The organism is Roseibacillus persicicus (genome assembly GCF_014651675.1).
Taxonomy (GTDB): Bacteria; Verrucomicrobiota; Verrucomicrobiia; order Verrucomicrobiales; family Akkermansiaceae; genus Roseibacillus; species Roseibacillus persicicus.
This window is the reverse complement of sequence record NZ_BMXI01000021.1, coordinates 14,552-29,236: the sequence shown is the minus strand read 5'-3', so window position 1 is coordinate 29,236 and position 14,685 is coordinate 14,552. Positions and strand designations below refer to the sequence as shown.

At 53.6% G+C, this 14,685-nt stretch carries 14 protein-coding genes and 1 pseudogene; 11 read left to right on the top strand and 4 right to left on the bottom strand.

Going from position 1 to position 14,685, the window contains the following annotated elements:
• Positions 1 to 18: 18 nt before the first annotated feature.
• Together IE099_RS19110 and IE099_RS19105 are read right to left on the bottom strand one after the other, a co-directional pair.
• A complete protein-coding gene (locus IE099_RS19110) occupies positions 19 to 393 on the bottom strand; it encodes an NADH-quinone oxidoreductase subunit A (protein WP_189573871.1) in 375 nt (124 codons plus the stop codon).
• Positions 394 to 476: 83 nt separating this feature from the next.
• Entirely contained in the window at positions 477 to 782 is a 306-nt protein-coding gene (locus IE099_RS19105) for a hypothetical protein (RefSeq protein WP_189573868.1), read from the bottom strand.
• A gap of 182 nt (positions 783 to 964) precedes the next feature.
• Between IE099_RS19105 and ruvA the strand changes: the two genes are divergently transcribed.
• The 3 genes from ruvA (at position 965) to IE099_RS20895 (ending at position 3,255) form a co-directional block, all read left to right on the top strand.
• Positions 965 to 1,558, top strand: a complete 594-nt coding sequence (gene ruvA / locus IE099_RS19100) for a Holliday junction branch migration protein RuvA (protein WP_189573865.1) — start codon at positions 965 to 967, stop codon at positions 1,556 to 1,558.
• 31 nt (positions 1,559 to 1,589) lie between these two features.
• On the top strand, positions 1,590 to 2,840 hold the full coding sequence (locus tag IE099_RS19095) for a hypothetical protein (RefSeq protein WP_189573862.1): 1,251 nt from the start codon (positions 1,590 to 1,592) through the stop codon (positions 2,838 to 2,840).
• Between the two features lie 136 nt (positions 2,841 to 2,976).
• Positions 2,977 to 3,255 (top strand): hypothetical protein, encoded by a 279-nt coding sequence (locus tag IE099_RS20895; protein ID WP_229809597.1) that lies wholly within the window; start codon positions 2,977 to 2,979, stop codon positions 3,253 to 3,255.
• Positions 3,256 to 3,267: 12 nt separating this feature from the next.
• On the opposite strand, the gene IE099_RS19085 is transcribed toward IE099_RS20895, so the two are convergent.
• A complete protein-coding gene (locus tag IE099_RS19085) occupies positions 3,268 to 3,720 on the bottom strand; it encodes a GtrA family protein (protein WP_189573858.1) in 453 nt (150 codons plus the stop codon).
• Between the two features lie 158 nt (positions 3,721 to 3,878).
• Here IE099_RS19085 and recN point away from each other — a divergent pair, with 158 nt between their 5' ends.
• From recN to IE099_RS21170, 5 genes and pseudogenes are all read left to right on the top strand, one after another.
• A complete protein-coding gene (gene recN / locus IE099_RS19080; RefSeq protein ID WP_189573856.1) occupies positions 3,879 to 5,531 on the top strand; it encodes a DNA repair protein RecN in 1,653 nt (550 codons plus the stop codon).
• Positions 5,532 to 5,543: 12 nt separating this feature from the next.
• Positions 5,544 to 6,092 (top strand): ATP-dependent zinc protease family protein, encoded by a 549-nt coding sequence (locus IE099_RS19075; RefSeq protein ID WP_189573854.1) that lies wholly within the window; start codon positions 5,544 to 5,546, stop codon positions 6,090 to 6,092.
• A 436-nt stretch (positions 6,093 to 6,528) separates the two neighbouring features.
• Positions 6,529 to 10,059: a DNA polymerase III subunit alpha gene (dnaE, locus tag IE099_RS19070; protein WP_189573852.1), complete on the top strand. Its 3,531-nt coding sequence runs from the start codon at positions 6,529 to 6,531 to the stop codon at positions 10,057 to 10,059.
• Positions 10,056 to 10,610: a GbsR/MarR family transcriptional regulator gene (locus IE099_RS19065; RefSeq protein ID WP_189573851.1), complete on the top strand. Its 555-nt coding sequence runs from the start codon at positions 10,056 to 10,058 to the stop codon at positions 10,608 to 10,610. The genes dnaE and IE099_RS19065 overlap by 4 nt, the downstream gene beginning before the upstream one ends.
• Positions 10,607 to 10,864 (top strand): annotated as a pseudogene (locus tag IE099_RS21170) (transcription termination/antitermination NusG family protein); the annotation flags it as partial. The gene IE099_RS19065 and the pseudogene IE099_RS21170, both read left to right, overlap by 4 nt.
• A 36-nt stretch (positions 10,865 to 10,900) precedes the next feature.
• Here the strand turns inward: IE099_RS21170 and IE099_RS20890 are convergent.
• On the bottom strand, positions 10,901 to 11,173 hold the full coding sequence (locus IE099_RS20890) for a hypothetical protein (RefSeq protein WP_229809595.1): 273 nt from the start codon (positions 11,171 to 11,173) through the stop codon (positions 10,901 to 10,903).
• 173 nt (positions 11,174 to 11,346) lie between these two features.
• On the opposite strand from IE099_RS20890, the gene IE099_RS19055 reads away from it, so the two are divergent.
• From IE099_RS19055 to cysC, 3 genes are all read left to right on the top strand, one after another.
• Entirely contained in the window at positions 11,347 to 12,339 is a 993-nt protein-coding gene (locus IE099_RS19055; protein ID WP_189573847.1) for an NAD-dependent epimerase/dehydratase family protein, read from the top strand.
• Positions 12,340 to 12,461: 122 nt separating this feature from the next.
• The gene (locus IE099_RS19050; protein WP_189573845.1) at positions 12,462 to 14,081 is read left to right on the top strand and encodes a WecB/TagA/CpsF family glycosyltransferase; all 1,620 of its coding nucleotides are present in this window, start codon (positions 12,462 to 12,464) and stop codon (positions 14,079 to 14,081) included.
• A 9-nt stretch (positions 14,082 to 14,090) separates the two neighbouring features.
• On the top strand, positions 14,091 to 14,684 hold the full coding sequence (gene cysC / locus IE099_RS19045) for an adenylyl-sulfate kinase (protein WP_189574004.1): 594 nt from the start codon (positions 14,091 to 14,093) through the stop codon (positions 14,682 to 14,684).
• Position 14,685 lies beyond the last annotated feature (1 nt).

Genomic DNA, 14,685 nt, shown 5'->3' with positions numbered 1-14,685 from the left:
TGGGGGCTGCTTTGTCCTTTACGACTTCCAGCTCAGAGCGCCTTTCTTCAGCGCATAGAGGTAGGCGAGAGTCAACACCGAGAGGAATGTGAGCATAGACCACAGAACCATGGTGTGTCCTTCCAGGATCAGGTCCTTGAACACCACGGCCCAAACGTAGCTGAATACGGCTTCAATATCGAAGATGACGAAAAGCATGGCTACGAGGTAAAACTTTACCGAGAAGCGGGGAGCACCATCGCCAACGGGGAGCATACCACACTCGTAGGCGTCGTTCTTGACTCCTTGGGCCTTGCCGCGTTTGCCCAAGTAAAGGCTCATCACCAATGCGATTACGGCGAAGCCGACAGCGAGGAGAATCTGAAGGAATACTGGGAAAAAATCGGAGAGCATGGCTTGAAAAGAAAAAACCCGCGTTGGGCAACGCGGGTTTTGTAAAAGATTGGCGGAAGATCGCCAGAAAGAAAGTTGAGAACTTACGCCTGCTGGTTGGCAAGGTTGTCGCTGTGAGCGTCCATGACCTTGTCGAGACCCTTGTACTCTTTGCCGTCCTTTTCAACGAGGCCGCGAGTCACAAGATTTTGCAATTTCTCATATGCACGGAGACGAAGCATTTCTTCGCCACCGCTTACTGCGTTGCGGGCTTTCAAGCGATCGAAGACCTTTTCAAAAAGTTCATTGAAACCAAAGAATTTCTTATCAGCAGAGAGAACCGTGACGAGTTCGTCAGTAACGTGGTCAGGGAGTCGACGGGAGAATCGGGTTCGTTTCGTAGTTGCCATAGTGGAGTTGAATTATAGTTTATTTTTGTGGCAAAAGCGACTCAAAAAAGAGACTTAGCCTATTTTTTAGAATTAGTTAATCAAGTAAATATTTAAGGTTTCTTAAGTTGATTTTGAAAAATCGTTGTCATTACTGGGATTCAATCTTGGAGCGTCACCGAATAATGTTTTAGCTTACTTAAATGATTGCAGCATTGAAGGGGGAGGTTTGGGATGCTCTCCCGAACCGGTTGGTGGTAGGTTGTGGTGGCGTGGGGTATCTGGTGCATGTGCCGATTTCGACATTCGATCGGCTCAATCCGTTCAAAGGTTCTGAAGTTTTCTTAAAAACTTACATGTATGTAAGAGAGAATATTCAAAATCTTTACGGGTTCGCCACCGACGAAGAGCGGGACTTGTTTTTGCTACTTATCGAGCGAGTCAGCGGGATTGGCCCCTCCATCGCGATGGCAATTCTCTCCGGGATGCCGGTGGAAGATTTTAAACGCTACGTAGTGGGAGCGGACGTGGCAGAGCTTTCCCGGATCAAAGGGTTGGGAAAAAAGACCGCCGAGCGGATTATCCTGGAGTTGAAGGACAAGGTCGGAGTGGTGGAGAGCTGGAATGTTGCCGATGAGGGGGCTGTCGCCAATGCTTCGCGTGATGCCGAGCTGGCGCTTATCGCCTTGGGTTACAAGCAAGCTGAGGCGCGCAAATCGATTACGGCGGCTAGTAAGGCCAATCCGGGAGCTGAAGTGGATGATTTGATTCGCGAGGCCTTGCGCGGTCTGAGTTAAGGTGCGAAGTCTTTTCATCGACACACGCTCTATGGTTTCTCTTTCTCAAATCAAAGAAGTCTGGCCTGAAGAAGGTCTATTCGCCGATAAAAGCTGGCACCTTTCGCCTGAACCGCTCTTTCTCGAAAGCAAGGAGGTTCGCGAGCTGGAACGAATGGGAGCGGTTCTGGCGAGCTTCCAGGAAGCCCAGGACCGAATCTATCGCCGTAGTGCGAAGGGTCGAGTGGCACCATGGGTAGCGGACCTTCTCGACCGGGGGAAGCCGGAGTGGATGACTGCTTGGCAGCGTGAGGGAGAGCAGGCTGAGGTGGTGCCGCGGGTGATTCGGCCGGACCTGCTCCTGACCGAAGACGGTTTCGCAATCACCGAGCTGGATTCCGTGCCGGGTGGTATGGGGGTCACTGCGTGGTTGGGTGGGCTTTACAAGGAGGTGCTTGGCGGGGAGAACGGCATGCTGGAAGGGCTGGAAGCCATCTTGCCGGAGTCTGGAAAAATTTGGGTGTCCGATGAGTCCGGCGACTATCGCCCTGAAATGAAGTGGTTGGCCGACAGAATGGGCAAGGCTTCGGTCCATCGCGCGGAAGAGTGGGCGGGGGAAGCTGGTTATCGCTTCTTTGAGCTGTTTGACTGGGAGTCGATTCCCGGCCTGAAGGAGAATTCCGGTAAACGGGACCTGTCGCCCCCGGTGAAGCCACTCTTCGAAGAGAAGCTGTGGCTGGCATTGCTCCACACCCCGGGCTTGAAAGCAATTTGGCAGCAGGAATTACGAGGAAAGCACTTCGAGCAGCTGAAAAAGTGGATTCCAATGGGCTGGGTGCTCGATCCAGAGCCGTTGCCTCCCCAGGCCGCTTTGCCGAGATTGGAGGTCAACTCATGGGCGGAGGTGGGAGCCATGAGTCAGAAGGAGCGCCAACTGGTGCTCAAGGTCTCTGGGTTCAGTGAACTGGCGTGGGGGAGCCGTGGAGTTCACGTGGGTCACGACGAGCCTGGAGAGCGATGGGCAGGCTTGATCAAGCAAGCGACCGAGGATTTCACCAGTCAGCCGTGGATGATGCAGGAGTTTCGCGAGGCGAAGCAGATTGAGCATCCCTACTTTGACTCCGATTCGGGAGAGGTAAAGATCATGGCAGGTCGCGCCCGCTTGTGTCCTTACTATTTTGTTACTGGAGAAGGAGTTAAGTTGGGAGGCTGCTTGGCGACGATTGTCCCGGCGGATAAGAAAAAGATTCACGGAATGCAAGACGCCATCTTGGTCCCCGTGGCGTTGAAAGAGCCGCAATAAGCCTTGGATTTCCTCGTTTTTTCGCGCGAGGCGGGATAGTCGAAACTCTATCATGTCGAAAAAAATACTACAAAAGATAGGGGTATTGAAATTTATGTGACATAATGCCATTCTAACAGGTCGAAAGAGACTCAGGATGGCAGAGGAAGATTCAAAGAATTTCATGGGCAGCAGGTGGACTCTACTGGGAGTCATATCTCTGGTCGGCGTGGTTGGTTCTTTGATCCTTCCGTTCGTTGTTGAAGAGCTGGATTCGCGTGAATCAGAAGCAAATTCGACGTCGCTGGAGCAAGGCGGCCTTCGGGATGGAGGAGAGATGGAAATTGCGGGGAGAGCTAAAGAGGGCGATGTTCCGCAACCCGATGAAGAGGAATCCAGAGATGCCGACGACGCTCTCCAGCGGACCCTACAGTAAAGGGGTTCTCGCCTAACGGCGAAAGATGAGCAGCTTTCTCGCAAAGAAATTCCCAATCGCAGCCACCGCCGGGAATCCGATGTTGGCGATGTGGGTGTTCAGAGAGAAAGTCCGAATGATGAGGTCGAGCGAATACAGGGCGGGAAAGAATCCAATGGCCGAAGCCAGAAAAAAAAGGCCGACCTCCGTCTTGCGGTTGAAGCGACCACTTTGAAAGACAAAGCGGACGTTGAGGAAATAGGCAACGGTGTTGGAGAAAAAGAAGGCCACCGTATTATTGATGGCCGAGCGTCGGAAGCGAAGTTCGTCTCCCAGGCTTTCGTCGAACGCGGGGCTGAGGGTGTGGCCTAGAATATTCACAATTGTCCAGTGGACTGTGAAAGCTGTCCCTCCGCAGATCAGGTACTTCCCAAATTGAAGGGCAAAAGGTGGGGTTGATGAGAGAAGCTTCTTCGCAGGGAACATGGGCGGAGGGACGCTATCTCGCCGCGTCCTGCTGCCAAAGGCTAAAATGGCTTCAAAAGTATGGCTTGCGATAGGTTTTCTTTTGAACAGTCGTTACGAGGGGTTGCCTAGTGTCAGGCGAGGTGAAATAGTCCCGCTCGGAATCATTTCGCAACGCTATGCTAGCTATTTTAAGAATTCAAAATCTCGCCTTGGTCGATCAATTGGTGTGGGAAGTCGGTCGGGGGCTGGTGGGGGTGACCGGTGAGACGGGAGCAGGGAAGTCGGTGATTGTCGGGGCTTTGAAGCTGGTGTTGGGCGAGCGGGCAGACAAGGGGTTGATTCGGACCGGGGAAACGGCATGCACGGTCGAGGCGGTTTTCGATCTGGCTGATACAAGCGCGATTGATGCCCTTCTGGAAGACGCGGGAATGGCTCCTTGTGAGGACGGCCAGCTCATTGTGCGCCGGGTTGTGGGGGAAAGAGGCAATCGCCAGTTTGTGAACGACTCGCCAGCCACTTTGAACCTTCTCAAGTTGCTCGCGGATCGGCTGGTGGACCTGCATGGACCGGGGGAGCAACAGAGCCTGCACTCGGTCGAGCGACAGTTGGGAATGCTGGATGCTTATGCCGATGGCGATAAGGCCTTGCGCAAATACCGCGCGGCGTGGCGGGAGTTCGTCGATGCAAGGGAGAGCTTTGAGGAACTGCGAAGCTCCGAGGAAGCGGGTGACTCCGAGTTGGAGCTCCTTCGCCACAAGTTGGGCGAGATCGAAAGCGCGGAAATTAATTTGGAAGAAATGGAGGGGTTGGAAGAGCGCTATCAGCAGGTCTCCAACGGTGCGCGCTTGGCGGAGTTGTCGGGGGAAGCGGTGGCGCTGTTGTCGGGCGATAGTGGGGTAGTCGGGCAATTGGGCGAACTGCAGCGATTGGCCCGCGAGCTTGAGCGATTGGATGTGAGCAACGAAGAACGCTTCGCGGGCTTGGAAACCGCTTTGGTTGAACTCGAGGAATTGGAAGGAAGTGTCAGGGATTATTTGGAGGATTTGGAGATCGATCCTGCCGAGGCCCGCGAGTTGGAAGAGAGAGTCGACCTTCTTGAGTCTTTGAAGCGAAAGTATGGTCCCACCCTGGAAGACGTGGTTGCGACAGGGGACGCGGCTGCGGCCAAGCTGGATACCATGGAGAATCGAGGCGAACGTCTTGCCGAGCTGCGTCAAGCCATGGATGAGGCGCAGGTGAAGGTTCAGTCGGCAGGCCGGGAGCTCAGCCGCTTGCGGAAAAGGGGGGCACCCCGCTTGTCCAAGGAAGTGAAGGTCCACTTGCGCGACTTGGGGTTCAAGCAGGCTGAGTTCGAGGCTGTGTTGCAGAAGCGCAAGGAGGCTGGCCCTCACGGCTTGGAGGAAGTGGAATTTCAATTTGGCCCCAACCCCGGCGAACCCCTCAAGCCCCTGCGCAAGGTGGGTTCCAGCGGCGAGCTCGCCCGCGTGATGTTGGCGGTGAAGAGTTCGTTGGCTGAGAAAGACAATACCCCCCTCATGGTCTTCGACGAAATCGATGCCAATGTGGGTGGCGAGGTCGCGGCGGCAGTTGGTCGTAAGATGGCCGGGCTGGGTGAGGCGCACCAAGTCGTCAGTATCACGCACTTTCCGCAGGTGGCGGCGGTGGCAGCCAATCACTACCTCGTTGAAAAAGTGGTGGAGAAAGGCCGGACCTTTTCCCGTTTGCGCGAGGTCACGGGCGATGAGCGGGTCAACGAGTTGGTGCGCATGCTGGGCAGCGGAGGCAAAGAGGCCAAATCCATGGCTCGCAAACTTTTGGAAAAACCGTAGAAACTGACCGCGATGAAAGACTATCGAATTGCCCGAATCGAAAAACAGGCTGAGGCGGTGTGGGGAAAGGACCGTTCGCCCAAGGAAATGTTGGTCATCGGTCGTCGTGAATGGATCGGCCTCCCGCAGCTCGGAGTTTCGGCCCTGCACGGGAAAATCGATACCGGAGCCTACCGTTCCAGTCTCCACGCTGAACAAGTGGAGGCCTTCATGAGGGAAGATGAGGAGTGGGTCCGCTTCATCACCCACTCCCAGGATGGACGGGAGGTGGCCTGTCAGTGCGAAGTGGCCTTTCGCAAAAGAGTGAAGAGTTCGAACGGGGAGGCTCGGGAGCGCTACTTTCTCCGCACGAAGTTTCGCACTCCACGGGGATTGGAGTGGCCGGTCTTGGTGAGCCTGGCAGACCGCTCGGAGATGACTTTCCCGCTTCTCATCGGTCGTCGCGCCCTCAGTCGTCGCTTTGTCGTCGACACCTCACAAAGTCATTTGCTCGGCTCGCAAGGGGATCTCACTGGCAAGCACTGGAAGCGAAAGCGCAAAGAAAATCAGCAAGGAGAATAGGCGTCTCGCCTGTTCATCTGCGTCCCCAGTCAAGTCGAGCACCGACAAGCCATCGATCGATGAGCAGCGGAAAAGTTGGCTCCATGGCGCTACCTTCGTTCCGGCACGGACCACGAGTTTTCAGCTCGCTCCAACGAACCAATTCCCCGAAAGTAACGCATATCTCTGACGTGGGAACGGGCAAGAGACATTCCAGTCTCTTGTAGTGCCGGAGTCTGGAAAGACCCCGGTACAATCCCTCGCCGGGAGGCGTGCGCCACTGACCTCTTTCCGCTCTTTGCGGCAGGTATCCTGCTTCGTAGGAGCTGATTCTAGCTTGAGAGCCCTGCCTCGACATCTGATCAAGGGTTCACTGGCGGGGACGCCCGTGCTCCTTGATCATTTAAGCCGAGGCTCGTGCTTGCCTCGCGGGGTGGGTTCACTAAGTTCAATCGCAATGTCATCCGATTCCTTTGTTCACCTCCACTTGCACACTGAGTATTCGACTCTCGACGGAGCGGTTCGCATCAAGGATTTGGCCCAGCGGGCTGCGGAATTGGGGATGCCCGCGGTGGCGATGACCGACCACGGAAACCTTTACGGGGCGGTCAATTTTTTCCTCAAATGCCAGGAGGCGGGAGTGAAGCCCATCTTCGGCTGCGAGATCTATCTGGCTCCCTTTTCCCTAGAGGACAAAAAGGAGGTTCCCGGGCGCAAGCGAGCGACCCACTTGACCCTCTTAGCCGAGAATGAAACCGGCTGGCAGAATCTCACCAAGTTGGTCACCCGGGGGCACCTCGATGGGCTCTACTACGGCAAGCCGAGGGTCGATCGGGATGTCCTGCGCGAGTTCTCGGAGGGCATCATTTGTTTGAGCGGCTGCATCAGCGGACCGGTGAACGAATGGATCTTGAAGGGGCAGGAGGACAAGGCGCGCGAGACCTTGATCGAGCTGGAGGAGATCTTCGGGAAAGAGAATTTTTACGTAGAGATTCACGATCACGGTCTCGAGGACCAGAACACGGTGCGCCCGGTCTTGGTGAAGCTGGCCGCCGAACGGGGGCTCAAGCTCGTGGCCGCGAATGACGTTCACTTCATGAATCGTGATGACCATGAGTCTCACGATGTGATGATTTGCATCGGCACCGGCAAGCTGCTCTTCGACTCCGATCGGATGCGCTATTCGCCTGAGGTCTACTTCAAGACTGCCGAGGAGATGCGGGAGCTTTTTGCCGATTATCCCGGAGCCTGCGATGCGACCTTGGAGATTGCGGAGCGCTGTAATGTGGTCCTGCACCTGGATGCCACCAGTTCCGAAAAGTATCCTCAGTTCGATGCCCCCGATGGTTCGCCCCGGGAGGAGTATTTTCGAAAAGTTTGTGTAGAGGGCATGGAGGAGCGCTATGCCGACGGCCGCTTGGAGCAGTTGGCCAAGTATCTCGAAAAATCGCCGGAGGAAATGCAAAAGGTGCTCGAGGACCGCCTCGACTACGAGATTGGCATTATCAACCAGTTGGGATTCGCCAGTTACTTCCTAATTACCGCGGACTTCATTCAATGGGGGCGGGACCAGGGGATTCCGGTGGGACCAGGCCGTGGTTCGGCAGCGGGTTCCTTGGTTGCTTATACTCTAGCGATTACGGATATTTGTCCGATGCGGTTCGGGCTCCTGTTCGAACGATTCCTCAACCCGGAGCGGGTGAGCCCTCCCGATGTCGATATTGACTTTTGCCAAAGCCGCCGGGCCGAGGTGATCGAGTATGTGCGGCAAAAATATGGCGAGCGCTGCGTCTCCCACATCATTACTTACGGGACCTTGGGCGCGAAGAGTGTCCTGCGGGATATTTCGCGCGTGATGGGCCTGAGCTACGGCGATGGTGACAAACTGGCCAAGATGATTGAGACCAAGCCGGGGGTCAAGTTGGCGGGCGAATATGAGGCCAAGGAGGAGCTGCGGGAGATGATCGAGGGCAGCAGCACCTATCGCGAGCTCTGGGACCACGCCTTGAAGCTCGAAGGCCTGACCCGAAACGTCGGGATTCACGCGGCGGGGGTGGTGATTGGCGACCGGGACCTGGACGAGCACGTGCCGCTGACCCGAGGCAACGAGGGTGAGGTGGTTACCCAATACGACATGGGGGCCATCACCGAGGTGGGGCTGCTGAAAATGGACTTTTTGGGACTGAAAAACTTGACCGTGATTCAGGATGCGGTGGGGCATATCCACAAGCACACCCCCGATTTCGATATCCGCACGATTTCTCTCGAGGATCAGCCGACTTTCGACCTTTTGGATCGAGGCGAGACGATGGGGGTTTTCCAGCTGGAGTCCGGTGGTATGACCGAGACCTGCAAGCGCTACGGAGTACGCAGGATCGAAGACATTATTGACCTTCTCGCGCTCTATCGACCGGGTGCGATGCAGTTCATCGATGAGATGATTGAGGTGAAGGAAGGGCGCAAAAAAGTGGCCTACGAGCATCCCTTGTTGGAGACCATTTGCGGAGACACCTATGGCATCATGATTTATCAGGAGCAGGTGCAGAATGCGGCCAAGATCCTCGCGGGTTATACCCTCGGTGGTGCGGATATTCTGCGGCGGGCGATGGGTAAGAAAAAGGCTTCCGAGATGGCCAAGCAGCGAGATTTGTTCGTGAAGGGTGCCAAGGAGGTCAATGATATCGATGCTAAGCTGGCCAACCGAATCTTCGACAAAATTGCCAGCTTTGCGGGTTACGGTTTCAACAAGTCCCACTCCGCTTGTTACGGGCACATTTCCTATTGGACGGCCTATCTGAAGGCGAATTTCCCCGTTGAGTTCATGGCCGCTCTTCTTTCCAACGAGATCAACAACACCGACAAAATCGGGGTTTTCGTCGCGGAATGTCACCGCATGGGGATTGAGATTTTGCCTCCGGATCTGAATCGCTCCCAATTGCGCTTTGCCCCTGAAGAGGCGGGCGGACGCCTGGCGATTCGCTACGGTTTGGCCGCGATTAAGAACGTGGGGGAGGCCGCCATGGCGCGTTCCATTCAATGCCGCGAGGCGGACGGTCCCTTCGCTTCTTTGGAGGATTTCACCAATCGCCTGGACTCCAAGATCGTCAACAAACGAATTCTGGAAAATCTCGCAAAGGCGGGGGCTCTCGATTGGACGGGCGAAACCCGGGCCGGAATGTGTGGGCGTCTCGAGCTGGTGGTCGCTTCTGCTAGTTCCGCCCAACGGGACAAGGCGGCAGGACAGGGCGCGCTTTTCGACACCATGGACTTTGCCGGATCTCCGGAGCCCGCTGCCGAAGCTGGAGTGCCGGCGGTGGCCGAGTGGCCCAAGGAAGAGCGCCTGGAGCAGGAAAAAGAGCTCCTCGGATTCTACGTCACAGGTCACCCGCTGGATAAATTCCGTGGCCTCATTGACTCCGACAAGTTTGAGCAGTTGGGGCTAGTTGACGAATTGGATTTGACCGACGGGCGGGGCAAGATCGACCGTCGGAAGCGATTCGTTTTCGCCGGAATGATTCGCAGCGTCGAGCACCGCACCACCAAGATGGGCAAGCCGTTCGGGATTCTCGTCGTGGAAGATTTCACCGGGAGCCGGGAGTTGATGTGCTGGGCGGAGAGTTACTCGCCGGCACGCGAAGCCGGATTGATGGAGGCGGGCCAGATTATTAAATTCAAGGCCGCCATCAATATTGACGATCGAACCGAGCAACGCCGACTGACCGGCAGTGAATTCCGGGAGCTGAAGCCTGCAAAGAGTAAAGCGGGGGCGAAAAAGGCCGCTTTGGAGCTACAAGTGAGGGTTGCTCGAAACAGTCGCAAAGATTTGGAACAAATTCGGGATGTCCTGGCGCTTCATCCTGGGCGCACCCCTGTTTATCTTCACGTTCTCAATGGTGCGGGCAAAAGAGCCACCGTCGAAGTGGGGGAGGAATATTGGGTCAAAGCTGGTCCGGAATTGGAGGCTGCAATCGGGCGTTGGGCGAGTTGAGTTCAAAAAATATTGAACTCTTGAAGTCTTTTTGCCAGCGTCCGGACATGTCGGAAGCTGTTGCTAGTTCTGAATCCGGTCTCACCGAAATGGAGAGCGCCACAATCGCTTATTTTTGCGATGGAGTGCGTGTCTTGGGATTACCTCCTTCAGTCGGCGAAATCTATGGGCTCCTTTTTATCTCGCAGAAGCCACTATCGCAGGCGGATTTCGTTGAGCGTCTGGGTATTAGCAAGGGTTCCGCAAGCCAAGGGTTGAGTTTGCTGAAAGCTCTGGGAGCTCTCAACGAGGCGAAAGGACCTGATTCCCGCCGAAACTATTTTGAGGCGAACTTAAATCTCAAGCGTCTGGTCGGCGGCTTTATTCGAAATCAGGTCAGGCCTCATCTTCGGAGCGGCGAAGCGAAACTAGATGGTCTTCAATCGATTGCAGAGCTGGAAGAGGATCCAGAACAGCGCGCTTTCGTGCAAGAGCGTCTCGGAAAGCTAGAGCGTTGGTCTCAACGGGGCCAAATGGTATTGCCAATTCTACAACGTTTTCTAGGAGAATGAGTGAAGAGCTTCCGGAGTATAATCCGCAATGGTACTGTCTCCGGACCCAGACCAAGCGAGAGCATATCGCGGCGACGACTGTGCGGCATCATTTCGGCAGTGAAATCGAAGTGTTTTGTCCACGGATCAAATTCAAAAAGCCGACTCGTCGCGGGGTTATCTGGTGGGTAGAGCCACTCTTTCCTGGATATTTTTTGGCTAAGTTTGACGTGCCCACCCATTTGCGTGACTTATTACATTTGAACGGTGTAAGCGGGGCGGTGCAATTTGGAAGGGTGCTCCCGCCGGTTTCAGAAAAGTTCGTCAGCGAGCTCAGGCAAGAGTTTACCGTTGAGGAGCAAGATGAGGCAATTCTGACAATCGAGAAGAAGTTGGGAGTCGGTGATGAGGTCGAGCTCGTCGACGGGGCGTTCCGTGGGGTAGGGGGGGTTGTGGTGGAGGTCTTGCCCTCGAAAGAGCGAGTTCAGGTTTTGCTGGAAATGATGGGAGAAACCCGGCCCGTTGAGCTCGACATTTACTCTCTCTTGGTCCGGGAAAAAGCCAGCTGACCTAACTTGGTTCATTTTTTATTGAACTCATCTCCCCAGTGTTATTTATGGGAGCCGTGCTGCGCGATAGGCAAAGCTTTCCTCAGGTCTCTTTTTCGAAGATTGACCAATGGCGGACGCATGCGTAAAATCAATGTCCCCTGACAGTTCAATCTTAAAGACTGACAGTTTACCCCAGAAGACAACTAATGAGTAAGAAAGTATTAATCGCCGGCGGTGGAGGATTCATCGGTGGCCATCTCGCGAAGAGCCATCTCGAACGCGGCAACCAAGTCGTTATCGCTGACATCAAGCCTTTGAGTGAGTGGTATCAGCTTCATGAAGACGCCGAGAACATCTCCGCTAATATGGAGGAGAAGGACGCCTGCTTCAAGGTGATGGAAGGCTGTGATGAGGTCTACAATCTTGCTTGTAATATGGGGGGGATGGGATTCATCGAGAATAACCGTTCGCTTTGCATGCTCAGTGTTTTGATTAATACCCACATGCTCATGGCTGCCAAGGAGCAGGGCGTGAAGGATTATTTCTACAGCTCCAGCGCCTGCATTTATCCGGATTTCAAGCAAACTGATGCGGCAGTTATCGCTCTTAAGGAGGAGGATGCTTATCCAGCAATGCCTGAGAATGGTTATGGTTGGGAGAAGTTGTTCTCCGAGCGTCTCTGTAAGAATTTCGAAGAAGATTTCAACTTCATCTCCAAGGTTTACCGTTTCCACAACGTCTATGGACCCTTCGGAACATGGGATGGTGGTCGCGAGAAGGCGCCTGCCGCGATGTGCCGCAAGGTCATTGAGTGCATCGATAAGGGTCAGCTTGAGATGGAGATTTGGGGAGACGGGGAGCAAACTCGCTCCTTCATGTATATCGATGACTGTGTGACCGGAATCGACAAGCTCATGGCATCCGACGTAACTGACCCCCTCAACCTTGGGCGGAGTGAATTGGTTACTATCAACGGTCTTCTTGATATCGTTGAGAATATTGCCGGGGTGAAGGTGAAGCGTAACTACAACCTCGACGCTCCACAAGGAGTGCGCGGTCGCAACTCCGACAATACCATGATTAAGCAGAAGCTCGGCTGGGAGCCAGAGATCGACTTGGTCACGGGTATGGAGAAGACCTATCACTGGATCAAAGAGCAGTATGATCGCCGCAAGTTGGGCGAGACTGTGGTTCAGTAGCTCGTTTCGCACTTGAAGTGCCCGGCGTAGAAGCGGCGAATTGAAAGGCCGCTAGACAGTTCATGTTGTCAAAAGCACATAGTTTCGGGCAATTAGTGCGAGTTATCAGTACAAATTGTACTGTGACAAGCTATGCAAAGCTTGGCTGTGATTTGGGAGACTACTGCAAAGAGGTTCAGAGTGAACCTCTTTCAGTAGACTTTACCAATGTTCACATTGTGGCGATGCGGGATTCAGATGAAGAGTTCCGTCGAATGACTGGATCCGTTGATCTCTTTGTTCCTGATAGCACCGTCCTCACATGGGCGGTGAATCTTCGGGGGGGGAAGATGAAGGACCGTGTTTATGGGCCTAGTTTCTTGAGTCATATGATTGAAAGTACGCCGGAGCATTTGACTCACTATTTTCTCGGCGGTTCTCAAGAATGTCTCGACCGTTTGTTGGAAAATATCCATAGGCGGAATCCCGCCTTTAAGGTAGTTGGATCTCGCAATGGTTATTTTGGTTCAAGCGAAGAGAATGATATTCTTTCTGATATTAATGCGGTCAACCCCGATGTTGTTTGGGTCGGATTGGGCACGCCGAAACAGCAAGATTGGATCAATCGCTTCAAATCTGAATTGAAAGCAAAGGCCTTGTTGGCTGTAGGATTTGCTTTTGATGTCAATGCTGGTACAAAAAAAGATGCCCCAGACTGGATGCAGCGGGCCGGGCTCACTTGGTTTTATCGATTAACGCAAGAGCCTAGTCGTTTGTGGGAGCGCTATTTGGTCTTTAATTCCATGTTTGTTCAGAGATTGGGCAAACAAGTGTTTCAGGATGGTTTGAATGGCTGCCAGACGATAGTCGAGGAAAGTGACGAGACGCTGACCAATTTTGATGGGAAATCTGAGCATTTGGAAGTCGGAGCACACTCTAGTAATAGACGCGCGGCATCACTGCAAATTAAGCCGAGGAGCAATGTCCTCGGAGTTGGCATTAGTGCGATCAACCTCGACGAAGCCATCCAAACTGTAATTGATGGCGCCTTAGACAAGGCAGGGGGCGGAAAATATGTGACTGTCACTGGAGTTCACGGGGTTATGGAGTCCCAACGAGACCCGTATCTAAAAGAAGTGCACAACTCCTCTTTCCTGTCGACACCCGATGGAATGCCGATGGTTTGGGTCGGGAGGTGGAATGGGTTCGCTCAAATCTCTAGAGTCTATGGACCGGATCTAATGCTTGGAGTGGTAGAGAAATCAGCTGGACAAGGGATGAAGCATTTCTTTTTTGGAGGGAAAGAGGGGATAGCCCAAGAATTGTCTTCTCGCTTGCAGAGTTGGTATCCGGACATGAAAGCAGTTGGGGCTCTGACTCCACCGTTCCGTGAACTCAATGAAGACGAATTGTCTGATTTCGTTGCTGAGTTGAACAAAACTCGGCCGCATTTTCTTTGGGTGGGCTTGAGCACTCCAAAGCAGGAGAAGTTTATGTTTGAACTTCTAAAGAGGTATCCGAGTCTCTCTACAGATTGGCCACATCGCCTGGTAATGTTGGGCGTAGGCGCCGCTTTTGATTTTCATACTGGACATCTTGCACAAGCACCTAGGTGGATGCAGAAAAGCGGGCTTGAATGGTTCTTTCGTCTGCTGATGGAACCTCGGCGCCTGTTTAGACGGTATTCCATAAATAATTCGACTTTTGTTTGGAGAATTTTTCAACAGATGACAGACATTAAAAACTATCGTATAAATTTTTAGCGGAATTTTATTGTGGCAGAAAATATTCATCCTGATTTCGAGCGTTTCGTTTCTCGTAAAGGTAAAGAAAAACTTTTGGGTCAGAACGGCATCGTTCTCTGGCTTTACGGAATGTCGGGGTCCGGGAAATCGACGATTGCGACCGAGGTTGAAAAACAACTTGCGGCCCAAGGTCGCTTTACTGTTGTTCTCGATGGTGACAACCTCCGTAGTGGTTTGAATGCAGACTTGGGTTTCACCAATGAAGCTCGTAATGAAAATGTTCGCCGCACCGCCGAGGTCGCCAAGCTCTTTGCTTCTCAGGGCGTCATAACTCTGATTTCGGTTATTACCCCACTGCGGCGCTTTCGCGAAATGGCCCGGGGGATTGTGGGCGAAGATTTTCGCGAAATCTATGTCAAAGCAGACTTCGAGACATGCGCTCGAAGAGACCCCAAAGGTCTTTACGCCAAAGTGGCGGATGGCAAAGTGGCCAACTTTACCGGCAAAGACAGCAGCTTCGAAGAGCCCGAGGAAGCCGAACTTATTTTAGATACTCAAAAACTTAGTCCTACACAAAGCGCCACAGAAGTTCTGTCGCTCATTTCCGGACTCTCCAAATAGA